Origin of the sequence: Fictibacillus sp. 18YEL24, assembly GCF_015903855.1 — a bacterium.
Classification (GTDB): Bacteria; Bacillota; Bacilli; order Bacillales; family Fictibacillaceae; genus Fictibacillus; species Fictibacillus phosphorivorans_C.
In genome coordinates, this window is sequence record NZ_JACZDT010000009.1 from 1 (window position 1) to 16,504 (window position 16,504).

A 16,504-nucleotide genomic window follows, 5' to 3' on the forward strand; every position below is an offset into this window, starting at 1 on the left:
TGCTAGGCAATGAGGAAGATGGATGAGAATCCATCTTCTTTTTTTGTGTTTTAAAAAAGAAATTAGGTGGTTTGGCGGCTGCCAAACTTTCTATTATGGATGTGGGGGAGGAAGGCTCGGGCGTATAGAGCTTGGTTTGGGCAGAGAGCGGTTGTCGAGATTTAGCGAAATGCCTTTATTTTTGATTTTCGACTTAATTGAGGCTCGTTTCGACTTAATTACTCTCATTTTGACTTAATTTTGTGCATTCCGACTTAATTAGACGAGGGAAATACCCCACTCCGTATGTTTTGAAGATCAGTTTCAGCCGCGAAACTCACCTACACCTCTCAAAATAGGAAGAATATGGCTACAGCCATCTTCCAACACGCGATATTCTTCACCAAAAGCTCCAAAAGTCCAATCAAAAGCAACACTAGCAGCTGCATTAACCCTCTTTGAAGCCAAAAACTCATCCAAACGGCCCTGATCTTCCCTCAGAAGCCCCAAATGAGATCTCCTCATCAACCCAAAGCCACATAATTTCACGGTAATCGTGATTTTATTCACGGTCATCCTTCATATATTCACGGATAAACCACATAATTTCACGGATAAAAATTTTTATCGAATTTTCGACAACGACAGCGAATAGCTAAAACTTAAAACGACGATAGTCACTAACTAACAGACATCAAAAGCACCTAACCAAATTTACTCTACACACACCAAAAAACAAACAAACCCTAACCCCATATCTCCAAGCAGTTTTATGCTAAACTAAAAGATAAAAAAACAATGGGGAGGCCATATATCATGAAGAATGTTCATTTTGATACATCCAGCGTGCATGCAAGTGGTCATAATAGTGTGAAGTCAGTAAGCAAGATCAATCCGATCTATCAGACGTCAGCTTTTTCTTTTAACGATCTAGATGACTTAGAGGATTATTTTAGAGGAAAGAATGATTATTTATATACACGTATGAACAACCCGAATCAGAACGATTTTGCGAGTGGTGTGGCAAACCTTGAACAAGCTCCTGCTGGTGTTGTAACTTCATCGGGTATGTCAGCCATTCTAGTGGGTATCTTAGCAGTCGTACAAGTCGGTGACCATATTCTAGCTTGTGATGATTTATACGGCGGAACCTACCAGCTTCTTTCTGATGACCTCAAAAGCTTTGGAATCGAAACCACATTCGTTTCATTCAAGGACCTAAATGAGGTTAAAAGAAATATCCGCAACAATACAAAGCTCATTTATTCAGAATCCATAACGAATCCTTTATTGCGTGTAGAGGATCTAGAGGGACTTGTTGCCCTTGCAAAAGAACATAATCTTAAGACGATGATCGATAATACTTTCGCTACACCTTATGCACTTCAGCCGTACACGAAAGGTGTCGATCTCGTTGTTCATAGTGCGACGAAATATTTAAACGGCCATAGCGACGTGACAGCAGGTGTAGTAGTAGGTAGAGAGGAGTTAATCGCAAAGGCTCAAGCAAAAATGATTCACCTTGGCTGTAATTTAGGACCGTTTGATGCGTGGTTAGCTTCTCGCGGCTTAAAAACATTAAGCGTGCGTATGGAGCGTCATATATCTAACGCCACAGAATTAGCGAACCAGCTTAAACTGACTGATGGAATTAAAACCGTCTACTATCCAGAATACGTGAGTGAAAACGGAAATTCATCAATTGTTACGATTGAACTCGACGAGAAAAGCAACGTGCATACTTTCTTTAAATCATTGGATTGGGTACACATCGTTCCAACGCTTGCTGGTGTAGAGACGACGGTCTCATATCCACTCGGAACTTCTCACCGTTCACTACCAGCTGAGACATGCGAAAAATTGGGGATTAATAAGAATGTGATCCGAATTTCTGTGGGTATTGAAAATATTGAGGATATCGTTGCTGTATTTAAAGAAGCTTCCAAAAAAGCCCTGTTACAATAGGGCTTTTGGGCTTTTTACTGTAATAAAAACGAATTGTTTCTTTTTGTCGAAATGTGTTATGATACCTGAGTGAAAGCGCTTCATCATATACATCAAGGGAGGCATAAAAATGAAGCCAAAACAAGAATTACATCGTGGGCTCGAAGAACGACATATCACACTTATGTCACTCGGGGCCGCTATTGGAGTGGGCTTATTTTTAGGGTCAGCTTCAGCAATTGAAATGGCGGGGCCAGCAATTTTATTAGCATATGCATTAGGCGGATCTGTAATGTTCATCATTATGAGAGCGTTAGGTGAGATGGCCATTCATCAACCTGTTGCCGGATCTTTCAGCCGTTATGCTAAAAACTATATTGGACCACTAGCCGGTTATTTAACAGGCTGGAACTACTGGTTCTTATGGATCGTTACATGTATGGCTGAGATTACAGCTGTAGGTATTTATATGAAGATGTGGTACCCAGATGTACCTGTCTGGATTTGGGCACTATCAGCACTTGTGATAATGGCGAGCATCAACTTGCTTGCGATCAAAGCATATGGAGAGTTTGAATTCTGGTTTGCACTTATCAAAATCGTTGCTATCGTATTGATGATTATAACTGGTTTAGGCATGATACTATTTGGTTTTGGTAACGGTGGAGTGGCAACAGGAATCAGTAACCTTTGGGAAAATGGCGGTTTCGCACCAAACGGCATACAGGGAATCCTCATGTCTATGCAGATGGTTATGTTTGCATTCTTAGGAATTGAGATGATCGGTGTTACAGCAGGAGAGGTAAAGAATCCTGAAAAATCTTTAGCAAGAGCTGTAAACTCTGTATTCTGGCGTATCCTAATTTTCTACGTAGGGGCATTATTCGTTATCATGTCCATCTATCCGTGGGATCAAATCGGAACGCAAGGAAGTCCGTTCGTTCTTACATTTGAAAAAATCGGTATCGGACAAGCTGCTGGTATCATTAACTTTGTCGTTCTAACTGCGGCATTATCAAGCTGTAACAGTGGAATTTTCAGTACAGGACGTATGCTTTTCAACCTGGCTGAACAAAAACAAGCACCGGCTAAACTTCATAAAGTAAGTAAGACGGGTGTACCTTCTGTAGCTGTATTAGTTTCAGCTGGAGCACTTCTTATTGGAGTAGTGTTAAACTATCTTGTTCCTGAAAAAGTTTTCGTATGGGTAACAAGTATCTCAACATTCGGAGCGATATGGACATGGTCGATTATACTTCTGTCACAGCTTAAGTTCCGCAGAAGCTTAAGTGAAGAAGAAAAGAAAACACTGAAATTTAAAGTGCCATTCTTTCCGTATGGTTCATATATCGCATTAGCTATTCTAATCTTTGTTGTAGGACTCATGGCATACTTCCCAGATACACGTATCGCCTTGATCGTAGGGCCATGTTGGTTGATCTTACTAACAGCGATCTACTATTTAAAGGGGTTCAACAAGCGCCCTGAAAATACCGATAAAGTGGCATAAAATAGAGGGCACAGGAAATAAATAAAATTTCTTGTGCCTAATATTTTTAAAACACTTGCATCATACTAATAAACGTGATATATTAATAAATGTCCGAAACAAGTTGTTATCTAAACCAGAAAAAACAATATTTTATAACGTCGCGGGGTGGAGCAGTCTGGTAGCTCGTCGGGCTCATAACCCGAAGGTCGCAGGTTCAAATCCTGTCCCCGCAACCAATTAAATTTCATGAACTACGTCGAGTAAACGTCTAGCCATGAAATATCGGAAGTGCCCATTGGGTGCAACCAATTTTAATTTCATGAACTACATCATCAATTACATACAAGCTGGACCCGTGGTGTAGTGGTTAACATGCCTGCCTGTCACGCAGGAGATCGCCGGTTCGACCCCGGTCGGGTCCGCCACTTTTAAAAACGAAACAAGGTTTCGTGTTTTTTTATGTCTAAAAGTAAGTTAAACTAATATACAACTGTCACCTTAGGAGTTTTTATTATAATCCTAAGGCTTTTTTATAATTTGAATTGTCTTTAAGTTTATTCTTAGCTGTTTTTTTTGAGCTGTTGATTTCCGCTCCAGGTGCTTCGCTTTCCGCGGGGCAGGCGGTGAGCCACATTCCTAATGTTTCACATTTAAGTGTCTCACCTGCCCACCTGTCCCACAGGAGTCTCGCACCTTGCACTCCAATCAACTTAATCATTGAAGTCTTTTTGAAAAAAGCTAACAGCAATTATCTATTTAGAAAACAAACTAAAATAAAGACCAGAGAGGAGCACATCCATGATTAGAGATGAATTTGAATGGATTAACAGCATCACGCCTCGGCACTTTTTTCAAAAAGAGGTGGTTCAAGGCATTGGTGATGACGCTGCTCTTTGGTCGGTAAACGAAGAGATGGATCAAATCGTTTGTGTGGATACCATGGTAGAAGGCGTTCATTTTACGAAGAATACCTTATCTCCTTATCAAACGGGATTTAAAGCACTTGCTGTGAACGTCAGTGATATTGCGGCGATGGGTGGTATTCCTCAGTTCTATCTCGTCTCGATCGCGATTCCACCTGAATGGTCGGAGGATGAACTGCAAGAGATCTATCGAGGCATGGGCGAACTCGCAACGGAATACAAAATAGATCTTATGGGCGGCGATACCGTTTCTACAAAAGGGCCGTTAGTATTATCCGTGACGGTTATTGGAAAAGTAGAAAAAGGAAGATCTTTATTAAGAAGTAACGCTAAACCTGGAGACTCCGTATTTTTAACAGGAACAACGGGAGAATCAGCAGCAGGGCTCTCTGTTTTGCTAGAAAAAACAAGACATGCTGTTTTCACGGCAAACGAAGAAAAATGGATAAGTCAGCATCAGATGCCCATTCCTCATATCCAGCAAGGAAGAATTCTCGCAGGAAGCGGTTTTCGAATATCCTTGAACGATGTCAGTGACGGAGCGGCGAGCGAATTGAATGAGATCGCTGAAGCAAGTAACGTTTCCATTCATATAGAAAGAAACAGTCTGCCTGTTAGTGAGTCCTTAAGAGATTTACCAGAGGCTGACGTGCTTAACCATCAGTTGTTCGGTGGAGAGGACTATGTGCTGGTTGGGACGGCGTCAGAAGAAGATTTTAAGGTGCTGTCAGATACATTCAAACAACACAAGCTGCCGCTTTATGAAATCGGTAAAGTTGGAGAAGCTGGTAAGGCTGAGGTCTATCTTCACAAACAGGACGAGAAGCCTGAAGTTCTCACGAAAAAAGGATTTAATCATTTTAGGGAAAGGTAAGGGGAAGTCATGAGTACTTATCAATACGAAACAAAGTCAGCGGAAGAAACGATGTCTTTTGCCGAAAAGCTGGGCTCTATTCTTCAAAAAGGAGATGTACTCACACTGGCTGGAGATCTTGGAGCTGGAAAGACGACTTTTACAAAAGGGCTCGCAAAAGGGCTCGGAGTGACCCGTACAGTGAACTCTCCTACTTTTACCATCATTAAAGAATATAGTGGTCGATTACCGCTTTATCATATGGACGTGTACCGGTTAGAAGACTCTGACGAAGATCTAGGATTTGAAGAGTACTTTTCAGGTGATGGCGTCTGTGTGGTCGAGTGGGCCGTATTTATTGAAGACTATTTACCAGAGGAAAGACTTGAACTCGTTATCTCACATAAAGGCGACGATAAGCGGGAGATTCAATTAAAACCTATCGGAAGCAGATACGAAGAACGCGTTAAGGAGATTATGTAATGAAAGTTCTTGCAATAGATACATCCAATCTTGTGATGGGGATCTCAGTATTGGATGAAGGAAAAGTGCTCGGTGAGTATATTACAAACTTAAAAAAGAATCATTCTATACGAGTGATGCCTGCGATTGAAGAAGTATTAAAAGAGACCGGGGTAAAGCCTGCAGAGCTTGATCGAATCGTGGTTGCCAAAGGCCCAGGATCATACACAGGTGTCAGAATCGGTGTAACGATCGCAAAGACACTTGCGTGGACGCTAAAAAAAGAACTCGTTGGGATCTCGAGCTTGGAAGTACTTGCTCAGAGCGGGAAATACTTTGAGGGCTATACCGTTCCGTTGTTCGATGCGCGCCGCACACAGCTATTTACGGGGCTTTACGGAAGAAATGAATCAGGAGAGTATCAAAATCTCTGGGAAGACCAAATCATCTTATTAAAAGATTGGTTGGAAAAACTTCAAACGCTAGATAAAAAGATATTATTTGTAGGCAGCGATTTGCCTCTGCACCAAGAGACGATTCAGAACGTGTTAGGAGACCAAGCTGTTTTTGGACAAGTATCTGATCACAATCCGCGTCCAAGCGAACTCGGGCGTATCGGTATGACAAGCGAACCGGTTGATATCCATTCGTTTACACCAAGCTATCTTCAGTTGGCAGAAGCAGAAGTGAACTGGCTGAAGTCACAGGGGAAGTAGGGTAGATCTGATGGGAGAGCCTTATACATTCAGACTGGCAAAAGTAAGCGATATAGATGATATCCTCGGGATCGAGCAAGCGTCGTTTGCTGTTCCATGGTCAAGAGAAGCTTTTTATAGAGAAATCGTTGAGAACCAATTCGCTCATTACCTCGTCATCGAAGATTCCTTTCAGCCGGTCGGTTATTGCGGCATCTGGCTCGTTATGGACGAGGCACATGTTACGAACATCGCGATCCTTCCTTCTTATAGAGGAAGAAAGCTAGGGGAGATGCTCATGAGAGAAGCGATCAAACTCGCGAAGATGCACGGCGCTGTATCGATGACGCTAGAGGCACGCGTAAGTAATCATGTTGCACAGAATTTATATAAAAAACTAGGATTTGAAGCAGGCGGTATCCGGAAAAACTATTATAGCGATAATGGTGAAGATGCTTTAGTAATGTGGGTGGAATTATGATAAAAGATGAATTGATATTAGCGATAGAAACAAGCTGTGATGAGACAGCAGTTGCGATTGTGAAGAACGGTACAGAACTGCTGGCAAACGTTGTCGCGTCACAGATTGAGAGTCATAAGCGTTTTGGCGGAGTTGTCCCTGAGGTGGCGTCACGCCATCATGTTGAAGAGATTACAGTCGTCATAGAAGAAGCATTGAATCAAGCGGGGTTAGAGCCAGGAGATCTCACGGCGGTTGCTGTAACAGAAGGCCCTGGTCTCGTCGGAGCATTATTAATCGGAGTTAATGCAGCGAAAGCATTTGCCTTTGCACACAGCCTACCGCTCGTTCCTGTGCATCATATCGCAGGACACATTTACGCAAACCGACTTGTAAAAGAAATGACGTTTCCACTTTTGTCTCTTATCGTCTCAGGCGGGCATACAGAGCTTGTTCTGATGGAGGAGCACGGCACGTTTAAAGTGATCGGTGAAACAAGAGATGATGCAGCTGGGGAAGCGTACGATAAAGTCGCGCGAACGCTTAACATGCCATACCCAGGCGGCCCTCATATTGATAAGCTAGCACAAGAGGGAGAAGCAAATATCGACCTGCCTCGCGCTTGGCTAGAGCCTAACTCGCTTGATTTCAGCTTCAGCGGCTTGAAATCTGCCGTGATTAACACGGTTCATAATGCAACACAGCGGGGAGAAGTGATTAAGCCAGAAGATCTAGCAGCGAGTTTCCAAGCAAGTGTTGTGGATGTACTTGTGGAAAAAACATACCGTGCCGCAGAGCAGTATAACGTAAAGCAAGTCCTTTTAGCCGGAGGAGTAGCGGCGAACAAAGGACTTCGTCATATGTTAGAAAACCGTTTTAATGGAACAAAGTATGACCTCGTTATTCCTCCTCTCCACTTATGCACAGATAATGCAGCCATGATTGGAGCTGCAGGAAGTGTGGCGTACCAAAAAGGAACGCGTGGAGATATGGCATTAAACGGTGTACCAGGGTTAGATTTAGAAGCGCAATAAATTAAAAGCTCTTTTCCTTTTATACGGAGAAGAGCTTTTTTTGATATCGACGTAATTCGACACAAAAACCCTTCATTTTTGTGGGAAAGTTATACACAGGTTTGTGGATAATGTGGACAATGGTTTTGAAACATTTGAAATAAAGGGTTTGTATTATACACAATTCACATCATGTATACACATGTTCGTGTGGATAAAGTGGATAAGTCGTCAAAAAGTGCAAAATCCACAGGTTAATCTGTGGATAAGAATGATTATTCGGAAATTTCACTGGGTGTAATGAAGATACTTGTGTGTAACGTTGGGGAAGAAGTGCGTAATTGATGTCGAAACGTGCGCAGCGAATGAAATGATGTGTGGAGAAGTGCAAAAGTAAAACAAAAAAGCTGACATCCCTACAAAAAGTAAGGATAACAGCTTTCAACTTAAGCATTCTGTAGTTCTTCCCATTCTTCCATCAACGTTTCCATCTCTTCATTCAAAGCATCAAGCTGAGATTGGAATTCTTGCGTCTTTTCATAATCCTGAAAGACTTCAGGTTTACAAAGTTCAGCTTCGGCCGAAGTGATTTTCGTTTCGAGTCCTTCAAGCAGACCCTCAATCTCCTCGATACGACGCTGCCTTTTACGGTCGAGCTTCTTCGCTTCTTTATCGATCGAGTTCTTCGCACCGTTTCCTTGGTTTGAAGAAGGAGTGTTAACCGCGTTCTCCGCTTTCTGGCGCGCAGCGATTTCTTCACGTGCTTTCATCTCATTTTTCTTTTCTGTGTAATAATCGTAGTCACCTAAATACTCAGTCATGCCTGTTGGTGCGAGTTCAACGACTTTCGTGGCGATACGGTTGATGAAATAACGGTCATGCGATACGAAAAGAATCGTGCCAGGATAGTGGATCAGAGCTTGTTCAAGAATCTCTTTGCTGTCAAGATCCAGATGGTTCGTCGGCTCGTCCAGCAGAAGAAGGTTACCTTTTTCCATCATAAGCTTCGCCAGAGCAAGTCGAGCCTTCTGACCACCGCTCAGCTCGGTTACAAGCTTCAACACATCGTCACCGCTAAACAGAAACTGTCCGAGGATCGAGCGGATCTCTTTTTCCGTCTTTTCCGGATAATCATCCCATAGCTCGTTTAGAAGAGTCTTGCGTGAATGAAGGTCTGCTTGTTCCTGATCATAGTGAGAGATCATGAGTCCACTGCCGTAACGTATATCGCCCGATATGAGCGGCAGCTGCTTACGTATCACTTTTAATAAAGTCGATTTGCCGATTCCGTTCGGTCCAACGATCGCGACGCTGTCCTGGCGGTTAACCGCTACCGATACATTCTTAAATAACGGTTCACTATCTTCATATCCTGTGCTCACGTTCTCAAGTTTCAGCACATCGTTCCCACTTTGTCTTTCAATCTCAAAAGAAAAACTAGCAGACTTTTCTGCGCCAGCGGGACGCTCTTTCAATTCCATCTTCTCTAACTGTTTGCGACGACTCTGTGCACGTTTCGTGGTCGAAGCACGCACGATGTTGCGTTGAATAAAATCTTCCAACTTTGCAACCTGTTCTTGCTGCTTCTCAAACTCTTTCATCTCTTGAGCGAAACGCTCCGCTTTTTGCTCGAGATAGCTAGAATAGTTACCTGTGAAACGGTAAGAACGTTTTCTAGAAACCTCATAAACGGTCGTTACGATTTTATCGAGGAAATACCGGTCATGAGAGACGATTAAGATGCCGCCGGGATAACTCTGCAAATATTGTTCGAGCCACGTTAGCGTTTTAATGTCTAAGTGATTCGTCGGCTCATCGAGAATGAGTAGATCTGGTTTAGTTAATAAAAGTTTTGCGAGTGCGAGACGCGTTTTTTGCCCACCACTTAATGTGTTAATCTTCGTATCGCGGTCAAAATCGGCAAATTGAAAACCATGAAGAACCGTACGAATCTCTGCTTCATACTGATAGCCGCCTTCGTCTTTAAATGTAACCTGTAGCGCATCATAATCCTTCAGGAGACGCTCATACTCCGCTTCATTCGCAATCACTTCTGGATCGCCCATACGCGCTTCCATATCACGCAGCTTTTTCTCTTTTTTACGAAGGTCCTCAAACACCGAGAGCATCTCGTTCCAAATCGACTCATCAGAGTCCAGCCCCGCATCTTGTGCAAGATAACCAGTCTTTACATCTTTCGGGATCATGATATGACCAGAATCATAGGAATACTCACCAGTAATCACGCGTAGCAGCGTAGATTTACCCGCACCGTTCCGCCCAACAAGCGCGATCCGCTCACCCTTTTGAACCTCTAGTTTTATATTCGATAAAATAACGTCCGCGCCAAACGACTTCGTAACGTCCTGAACTTGTAAAATAATCATTGTAATTTCACCTCTATGAAAAACGGGTGGTTTTATTTATTTAATTGACTTGTTTGTTACTTTTGAATAATGCTGAAAAAGTACTTCTTTGATAAGTTGGTTGGAGCGCAAGGCACGAGACTCCTGTGGGACAAGCGGTCAGGTGAGAACCTTAATGGCGCAAAGCGGCAAGGGGCTCACCGCCTGCCCCACGGAAAGCGAAGTGGCTGGAGCGGAGAACAACTACTTACACAAACATGCTTTTATACAATCAGCCCTTAAATAAACAATATAACCCTGTCTAACTAGTAGTTTAGCGTAGTTTGGAGATTCGCGCCAACAAAGGGAATGTTCAACATTTTGCAATAATTACAAGTAAAATCTTAACGACAATAAAAGCGGTTTCGTGTATATTCATCATGAGGAGGGGTTTTATGACAGAGTTTACCCATTTTAACGAAGAAGGCCGTGCGCGCATGGTTGATATTTCGGAAAAAGAAACATCTCACCGAACAGCCGTAGCGGTAAGCGGGGTAACGGTTTCTGAAGAAGTCTTCCTTAAGATCAAAGAAAACGGATTTAAAAAAGGGGACGTTCTAGCCGTCGCGCAAATCGCTGGAATCATGGCTGCGAAAAAAACCTCTGACTGGATTCCGATGTGTCACCCGTTATCACTGACTGGCGTTGATCTGTCTTTTTCATGGGATGAATTAGCGGACAACATGTTTAAATTAAACATCCGAGTTGAAGTGAAAACGAAGGGCAGCACAGGTGTTGAGATGGAGGCCTTAACAGCGGCTTCTGCAGCAGCGTTAACCGTCTATGATATGTGTAAAGCAGCGGATAAAGGAATGGTGATTGGACCTACATATCTCCAGTCAAAAACAGGAGGCAAGAATGGGGACTTTCTACGTTCTTCAAGCCCTGACAAAATATGATACAATAGGAATAGATAAGCTTTCTAAACTTGGAGGGCTCCAAATATGAATCAAGATCAGTTAAAAATACCACACGCAACAGCAAAACGGCTGCCCTTGTATTATCGTTTTTTGAAAAACTTATCATCTTCCGGTAAACAAAGGGTGTCTTCTGCTGAACTAAGCGAAGCCGTTAAAGTAGATTCTGCAACAATCCGCAGAGATTTTTCCTACTTTGGCGCATTAGGCAAAAAAGGTTATGGCTACAATGTTAATTATCTGCTGTCGTTCTTCGCGAAAACGTTGAACCAGGATGAGACAACAACCGTAGCGTTAATCGGAGTAGGTAACTTAGGCACGGCCTTTTTACATTACAATTTCACCAAAAATAACAATACCAAAATAGAAGTCGCATTCGATGTAGACAAAGCTAAAATAGGCAGCGAAATTGCCGGAGTACCGATCTATCACACAGAAGACATCGAGCAAGAACTGAAGAACCGCGGTATCGATGTTGCGATCCTCACCGTTCCAGTAGGAGCCGCTCAATCGATCGCCGATCAACTCGAGCGCGCAGGTGTAACAGGCATCTTAAACTTCACACCCGCCCGATTGACCGTCTCACCCGAGATTCGTGTTCATCACATCGATTTAGCTGTTGAATTGCAATCGCTTGTTTATTTTATGAAAAACTATTCTTAAAACAAGGAGGTAATCGTTATGTTAGGACCAGGAAGTATCGCGGTAATCGGACTGGCAGCTCTTGTTATGTTTGGACCGAAAAAGCTGCCTGAGCTAGGAAAAGCAGCAGGTAAAACGCTTCGCGAGTTCAAGAATGCGACAAAAGGCATGATGGACGAAGAAGATGACAAAAAGGAAAGCGAACAACTGAAGAAGTAAGGATGTTTGTCTATGACCTCTGAAAAAAATATGTCGCTATACGGTCACATTGGCGAATTACGAAAGCGCATCATGTGGGCGATCCTAGCCTTCTTCATATTCTTGATCGCTGGATTTTTCTTAGCCAAGCCCGTGATTGTATATCTGCAAAGTGATCCAATTGCAAAGAACATTCAGATGAACGCTTTTCATCTAACCGATCCACTGAACGTGTACATGACGTTTGCCTTCTTCATCGGCCTCGTCCTATCAGCACCAGTGGTGTTGTACCAACTCTGGGCATTCATCAGCCCGGGGCTTTATGAGAACGAACGAAAAGTAACGCTCATGTACATCCCGATCGCATTCGTGCTTTTCTTAACGGGACTCGCATTCTCGTACTTTATTCTTTTTCCGTTCGTTGTGAGCTTTATGGGAAATGTCGCCGTGGCACTTAGTGTAGAAGGCGAATACGGAATTCAGGAATACTTCTCATTCCTATTCAACATCACACTGCCGTTCGGCCTGTTGTTCCAGTTTCCAGTCTTGATCATGTTTCTGACTCGACTCGGAATCGTAACGCCGGATTTCCTTAAGAGCATACGAAAAGTAGCCTACTTCGGGATTTTAGTAGTAGCGGGATTGATTACACCGCCAGAGCTGCTGTCTCACTTAATGGTTACGTTCCCGCTTATCCTGTTATACGAAATCAGCATTATCATTTCGAAGGCAGCTTATAAAAAAAGAATGAAAGCCGAAGTCGAAGCACTCGTAAAAGAACGAGAAGCCCAGGCAGAAGCTATGTATCATGATTAAAAGAGGATGACTCCACGTGGGTAATCCTCTTTTTTGTGTGGTTGGAGGGATAGCTGCGGTATGGGAGAGTGGGAGTGGACAGTAAAAATAGGGAAGTGGACAGTAAATATGAAAAAGTGGACAGTATTTTATCGAAAGTGGACAGTAAAATTCCAAAAGTGGACAGTATTTTCGTGGAAGTCGACAGTAAGCATCGTTTGATGTGGCTTACGGGCTATTTAGCTGCCACCAAAAGTAATGAACAGCCTCCGTTTTGGCGCTGGTGATGATAATCTGTCGGATTCGTAGATTAATCTGTCCGATTGGCCGTATAATCTGTCCAATCTCCAACATAATCTATCCAATCTCCCATATAATCTGTCTAATCCCATCTCCGTCACTGGCCAACCTCACAAAACACCACAAAAACACCCTCACAAATGAAAAAAACTGCCTCCATTAAGAAGCAGTTCCCTCATATTATTTCTTCTTTTTTCTTTTCAAGTGGTTGTTTAACGCGAAATAGCGGATGGCATTGGCGTAGTCGAAGGTAGCTACGATCATTGTGATAATTGTCCAGAAGCTTGTCATGCCGTACTCGCTTGCGTAATGAACGGCTAAGTACGTAAAGACGACTCCGATCCCTAGATATAAAAATGCCATAAACAGTGGTGATGTCTTCATAATAGTCCTCCAATAATCAGTTGCGCTGTTTCTAGCTGTTGTTCCATTTCTTTGATTTTATCGGCAAATAATACTTGAACGATTAAAACGAGCGTGTTCATGGCAACGTGTGCCGCGATAGGTACGATAAGACGTTGCGTTTTAACATAAAGAAAAGCGAACGTGAAGCCCATTGCCGTGTAGATTAATAAGTGTGTGAAATCCGCATGAACAGCAGCAAAGATTAAAGAACTGATCAAAGCAGAGATAAAGAAATTAAAGCGTTTATGAAGAGAGCCGAAAATAATCTTTCGGAAGATAATCTCTTCTAGTATTGGCCCAACGATGGCCGTTACAATCATAAAATATTTAACGTTTTTCACGATTTCAACAAGTTGCTTCGTGTTTTCTGATCCAGGTTGAATGCCAAAAACATTCATCTCGATCATGCTCGCGATAATTTGAGCGGCGTACGCCATGAAAATACCGATGATCGACCATAGAACGGCAGATCCTTTTGAGACACGCTTAGAATTTCGGTGGCGTTCTCTCATTTCAGGGATCAACATGTAAAGGATAATAACAAGAGCCACGATAAAGCTGAACGTTCCCCAAATTCCAAAAAGTTGATTTTTAGGAACACCAAGTTCATTTAACAGTGGAACCCCAATGTAACCTGAGAATTGCATCACGATATATATGAAGATGATCCACCAATATTTTTTCTTCAAATTACCTTCTCCTTTACGTACAGCCCTTAAAATAATTACGGTTGATACCTCTTTATATGCTTACCCATTTTAACATAGAATAGGCAGGGCTCGCGAGGATATCGAATTTGCGGGTAATTGGATTTAAATTTGTATTTCTCACTTGCAAAATTTTTTAGTTTTATTTATTATTAGAAATGGAGTTAGCACTCACTAACAAAGAGTGCTAATAAGAAATCTTTTAACTATTTAAGGAGGGTGTTTCACTTGTTAAAGCCACTAGGTGACCGTATTATTATTGAGCTTGTAGAAGGTGAAGAAAAAACTGCAAGCGGCATTGTATTGCCAGATTCAGCAAAAGAAAAGCCTCAAGAAGGAAAAGTTGTTGCTGTAGGTACGGGCCGTGTAACGGATAACGGCGAGCGTATCTCTTTAGAAGTTTCTGAAGGCAACACGATTATTTTCTCAAAATACGCAGGTACAGAAGTTAAGTACCAAGGTAAAGAATTCTTGATTCTTCGTGAATCTGACGTATTAGCGATCGTAGGCTAATCGTTAGGTAACTTGGAAGCTTCAATATTTTGAAGCTACATAAATCAAACATAAAGCATATGTAAGTCACTAACTTTTAAAATTAATGGGAGGGTTTTTACATGGCTAAAGATATTAAATTTAGTGAAGACGCACGCCGCTCAATGCTTCGTGGTGTTGATGCACTAGCAAACGCTGTAAAAGTAACACTTGGACCAAAAGGACGTAACGTTGTGCTTGAGAAGAAATTCGGTTCTCCTCTAATCACAAACGACGGTGTTACAATTGCAAAAGAAATCGAGCTTGAAGATGCATTCGAAAACATGGGTGCTAAGCTTGTAGCTGAAGTTGCGAGCAAAACGAACGACGTAGCAGGAGACGGAACAACAACTGCAACAGTTCTTGCTCAAGCGATGATCCGTGAAGGATTAAAGAACGTAACAAGCGGTGCAAATCCAATGGTACTTCGTAAAGGGATCGAAAAAGCAACGGCTGCTGCTGTTCAAGAATTAAAAGCGATCTCTAAACCAATCGAAGGTAAAGAGTCTATCGCACAAGTTGCGGCGATCTCTGCAGCTGACGAAGAAGTAGGACAATTGATTGCTGAAGCGATGGAGCGCGTTGGAAACGACGGCGTTATCACGATCGAAGAATCAAAAGGATTCACAACAGAGCTTGAAGTGGTTGAAGGTATGCAGTTCGACCGCGGATATGCATCTCCATACATGGTAACAAACTCTGACAAGATGGAAGCAGAGCTTGAGAACCCGTACATCCTTATCACAGATAAGAAGATTACGAACATCCAAGAAATCCTTCCAGTTCTTGAGCAAGTGGTTCAACAAGGGAAATCTCTATTGTTGATCGCTGAAGACGTTGAAGGTGAAGCACTTGCTACATTAGTAGTTAACAAGCTTCGCGGAACATTCAATGCAGTAGCTGTAAAAGCTCCTGGATTCGGTGACCGCCGTAAAGCAATGCTAGAAGACATCGCAGTACTAACTGGCGGTGAAGTGATCACTGAAGAGCTAGGTCTTGATCTTAAGACTGCGAACATCACGCAGCTTGGTACAGCTTCTAAAGTTGTGGTAACAAAAGAAAACACAACAATCGTAGAAGGTGCTGGAGATTCTTCTAAGATCGCAGCTCGTGTTAACCAAATCAAAGCACAACTCGAAGAAACAACTTCTGAGTTTGATAAAGAAAAATTACAAGAGCGCCTAGCAAAATTAGCGGGTGGAGTAGCAGTAATCAAAGTTGGTGCAGCTACAGAAACTGAGCTAAAAGAGCGCAAACTTCGTATCGAAGACGCACTTAACTCAACGCGTGCAGCAGTTGAAGAGGGTATCGTATCCGGTGGTGGTACAGCTCTAGTTAACGTGCTAAAAGCGATCGCTCAAGTAGAAGCGACTGGTGACGAGTTAACTGGTGTGAAACTAGTACTTCGTGCACTAGAAGAGCCAGTTCGTCAAATCGCACACAACGCAGGTCTTGAAGGATCTGTAGTGGTTGAGCGTCTGAAGAACGAAGAAATCGGAGTTGGATTTAACGCTGCAACTGGCGAGTGGGTAAACATGTTCGAATCCGGAATCGTTGACCCAACAAAAGTTACACGTTCAGCTCTACAAAACGCAGCATCCGTATCTGCAATGTTCCTAACAACAGAAGCAGTAATCGCGGATAAGCCAGAAGAAAACGCTGGCGGCGGAATGCCTGACATGTCCGGCATGGGCATGGGTGGAATGGGCGGCATGATGTAATAACGCCCCTCGAACCCTTGATAGATAAGGGTTTGTGTGTAAGGTTAAATAACATTTTGCTA

The 16,504-nt window shown here is 42.7% G+C and carries 18 protein-coding genes and 2 tRNA genes; 16 read left to right on the top strand and 4 right to left on the bottom strand.

All coding sequences use genetic code 11. The features are described 5' to 3' along the window. Positions 1–303: 303 nt before the first annotated feature. Positions 304–549: a hypothetical protein gene (locus HU823_RS20095; RefSeq protein WP_197223185.1), complete on the bottom strand. Its 246-nt coding sequence runs from the start codon at positions 547–549 to the stop codon at positions 304–306. 246 nt (positions 550–795) lie between these two features. Here HU823_RS20095 and HU823_RS20100 point away from each other — a divergent pair, with 246 nt between their 5' ends. The 9 genes from HU823_RS20100 to tsaD all read left to right on the top strand — a co-directional run bounded on the left by HU823_RS20100 (position 796) and on the right by tsaD (position 7,842). Then, positions 796–1,944: a trans-sulfuration enzyme family protein gene (locus HU823_RS20100; RefSeq protein ID WP_197223186.1), complete on the top strand. Its 1,149-nt coding sequence runs from the start codon at positions 796–798 to the stop codon at positions 1,942–1,944. A gap of 109 nt (positions 1,945–2,053) precedes the next feature. Further along, complete coding sequence (locus tag HU823_RS20105; protein WP_197223187.1) at positions 2,054–3,433, top strand: amino acid permease; 1,380 nt, start codon at positions 2,054–2,056, stop codon at positions 3,431–3,433. A gap of 141 nt (positions 3,434–3,574) precedes the next feature. Further along, positions 3,575–3,651, top strand: a tRNA-Met gene (locus tag HU823_RS20110). 113 nt (positions 3,652–3,764) lie between these two features. Continuing rightward, a tRNA-Asp gene (locus HU823_RS20115) sits at positions 3,765–3,840 on the top strand. 373 nt (positions 3,841–4,213) lie between these two features. Continuing rightward, positions 4,214–5,212, top strand: coding sequence for a thiamine-phosphate kinase (thiL, locus tag HU823_RS20120; RefSeq protein WP_197223188.1), 999 nt, complete (start codon positions 4,214–4,216; stop codon positions 5,210–5,212). Between the two features lie 9 nt (positions 5,213–5,221). Further along, positions 5,222–5,674, top strand: a complete 453-nt coding sequence (gene tsaE, locus HU823_RS20125; RefSeq protein ID WP_144704908.1) for a tRNA (adenosine(37)-N6)-threonylcarbamoyltransferase complex ATPase subunit type 1 TsaE — start codon at positions 5,222–5,224, stop codon at positions 5,672–5,674. Then, entirely contained in the window at positions 5,674–6,369 is a 696-nt protein-coding gene (gene tsaB, locus HU823_RS20130; RefSeq protein WP_197223189.1) for a tRNA (adenosine(37)-N6)-threonylcarbamoyltransferase complex dimerization subunit type 1 TsaB, read from the top strand. Before tsaE ends, tsaB begins: the two co-directional genes overlap by 1 nt. Before the next feature lie 10 nt (positions 6,370–6,379). Then, positions 6,380–6,829: a ribosomal protein S18-alanine N-acetyltransferase gene (gene rimI / locus HU823_RS20135; protein WP_066399684.1), complete on the top strand. Its 450-nt coding sequence runs from the start codon at positions 6,380–6,382 to the stop codon at positions 6,827–6,829. Next, complete coding sequence (gene tsaD, locus HU823_RS20140) at positions 6,826–7,842, top strand: tRNA (adenosine(37)-N6)-threonylcarbamoyltransferase complex transferase subunit TsaD (RefSeq protein ID WP_197223190.1); 1,017 nt, start codon at positions 6,826–6,828, stop codon at positions 7,840–7,842. Before rimI ends, tsaD begins: the two co-directional genes overlap by 4 nt. Positions 7,843–8,267: 425 nt before the next feature. Here tsaD and HU823_RS20145 read toward each other — a convergent pair whose 3' ends face one another. Beyond that, positions 8,268–10,208, bottom strand: a complete 1,941-nt coding sequence (locus HU823_RS20145) for an ABC-F family ATP-binding cassette domain-containing protein (RefSeq protein WP_197223191.1) — start codon at positions 10,206–10,208, stop codon at positions 8,268–8,270. Between the two features lie 413 nt (positions 10,209–10,621). Between HU823_RS20145 and moaC the strand changes: the two genes are divergently transcribed. The 5 genes from moaC to HU823_RS20170 all read left to right on the top strand — a co-directional run bounded on the left by moaC (position 10,622) and on the right by HU823_RS20170 (position 13,065). Beyond that, a complete protein-coding gene (gene moaC, locus HU823_RS20150; protein ID WP_197223192.1) occupies positions 10,622–11,125 on the top strand; it encodes a cyclic pyranopterin monophosphate synthase MoaC in 504 nt (167 codons plus the stop codon). A 45-nt stretch (positions 11,126–11,170) separates the two neighbouring features. After that, on the top strand, positions 11,171–11,806 hold the full coding sequence (locus HU823_RS20155) for a redox-sensing transcriptional repressor Rex (RefSeq protein ID WP_197223193.1): 636 nt from the start codon (positions 11,171–11,173) through the stop codon (positions 11,804–11,806). An 18-nt stretch (positions 11,807–11,824) separates the two neighbouring features. Beyond that, positions 11,825–12,004, top strand: a complete 180-nt coding sequence (locus tag HU823_RS20160) for a twin-arginine translocase TatA/TatE family subunit (RefSeq protein ID WP_118156255.1) — start codon at positions 11,825–11,827, stop codon at positions 12,002–12,004. A 12-nt stretch (positions 12,005–12,016) separates the two neighbouring features. After that, entirely contained in the window at positions 12,017–12,799 is a 783-nt protein-coding gene (gene tatC / locus HU823_RS20165; RefSeq protein ID WP_197223194.1) for a twin-arginine translocase subunit TatC, read from the top strand. Between the two features lie 74 nt (positions 12,800–12,873). Further along, the gene (locus HU823_RS20170; protein ID WP_197223195.1) at positions 12,874–13,065 is read left to right on the top strand and encodes a hypothetical protein; all 192 of its coding nucleotides are present in this window, start codon (positions 12,874–12,876) and stop codon (positions 13,063–13,065) included. 193 nt (positions 13,066–13,258) lie between these two features. On the opposite strand, the gene HU823_RS20175 is transcribed toward HU823_RS20170, so the two are convergent. After that, positions 13,259–13,462, bottom strand: coding sequence for a YdiK family protein (locus HU823_RS20175; protein ID WP_197223196.1), 204 nt, complete (start codon positions 13,460–13,462; stop codon positions 13,259–13,261). Continuing rightward, positions 13,459–14,172, bottom strand: a complete 714-nt coding sequence (locus HU823_RS20180; RefSeq protein WP_197223197.1) for a CPBP family intramembrane glutamic endopeptidase — start codon at positions 14,170–14,172, stop codon at positions 13,459–13,461. Before HU823_RS20180 ends, HU823_RS20175 begins: the two co-directional genes overlap by 4 nt. Positions 14,173–14,418: 246 nt before the next feature. On the opposite strand from HU823_RS20180, the gene groES reads away from it, so the two are divergent. Together groES and groL are read left to right on the top strand one after the other, a co-directional pair. Beyond that, positions 14,419–14,703 (top strand): co-chaperone GroES, encoded by a 285-nt coding sequence (gene groES, locus HU823_RS20185; protein ID WP_137792218.1) that lies wholly within the window; start codon positions 14,419–14,421, stop codon positions 14,701–14,703. A gap of 101 nt (positions 14,704–14,804) precedes the next feature. Further along, positions 14,805–16,442 (top strand): chaperonin GroEL, encoded by a 1,638-nt coding sequence (groL, locus tag HU823_RS20190; RefSeq protein WP_066242575.1) that lies wholly within the window; start codon positions 14,805–14,807, stop codon positions 16,440–16,442. The last annotated feature ends 62 nt before the right edge of the window (positions 16,443–16,504 follow it).

What these genes read in the sequence shown, in the direction of transcription:
- rimI (WP_066399684.1), top strand. Translation starts at nt 6,380, where the DNA reads ATGGGAGAGCCTTATACATTCAGACTGGCAAAAGTAAGCGATATAGAT.
- tsaD (WP_197223190.1), top strand. Translation starts at nt 6,826, where the DNA reads ATGATAAAAGATGAATTGATATTAGCGATAGAAACAAGCTGTGATGAG.
- tsaE (WP_144704908.1), top strand. Translation starts at nt 5,222, where the DNA reads ATGAGTACTTATCAATACGAAACAAAGTCAGCGGAAGAAACGATGTCT.
- tatC (WP_197223194.1), top strand. Translation starts at nt 12,017, where the DNA reads ATGACCTCTGAAAAAAATATGTCGCTATACGGTCACATTGGCGAATTA.
- HU823_RS20160 (WP_118156255.1), top strand. Translation starts at nt 11,825, where the DNA reads ATGTTAGGACCAGGAAGTATCGCGGTAATCGGACTGGCAGCTCTTGTT.
- tsaB (WP_197223189.1), top strand. Translation starts at nt 5,674, where the DNA reads ATGAAAGTTCTTGCAATAGATACATCCAATCTTGTGATGGGGATCTCA.
- groL (WP_066242575.1), top strand. Translation starts at nt 14,805, where the DNA reads ATGGCTAAAGATATTAAATTTAGTGAAGACGCACGCCGCTCAATGCTT.
- HU823_RS20100 (WP_197223186.1), top strand. Translation starts at nt 796, where the DNA reads ATGAAGAATGTTCATTTTGATACATCCAGCGTGCATGCAAGTGGTCAT.
- moaC (WP_197223192.1), top strand. Translation starts at nt 10,622, where the DNA reads ATGACAGAGTTTACCCATTTTAACGAAGAAGGCCGTGCGCGCATGGTT.
- HU823_RS20175 (WP_197223196.1), bottom strand. Translation starts at nt 13,462, where the DNA reads ATGAAGACATCACCACTGTTTATGGCATTTTTATATCTAGGGATCGGA.
- HU823_RS20145 (WP_197223191.1), bottom strand. Translation starts at nt 10,208, where the DNA reads ATGATTATTTTACAAGTTCAGGACGTTACGAAGTCGTTTGGCGCGGAC.
- thiL (WP_197223188.1), top strand. Translation starts at nt 4,214, where the DNA reads ATGATTAGAGATGAATTTGAATGGATTAACAGCATCACGCCTCGGCAC.
- HU823_RS20105 (WP_197223187.1), top strand. Translation starts at nt 2,054, where the DNA reads ATGAAGCCAAAACAAGAATTACATCGTGGGCTCGAAGAACGACATATC.
- HU823_RS20155 (WP_197223193.1), top strand. Translation starts at nt 11,171, where the DNA reads ATGAATCAAGATCAGTTAAAAATACCACACGCAACAGCAAAACGGCTG.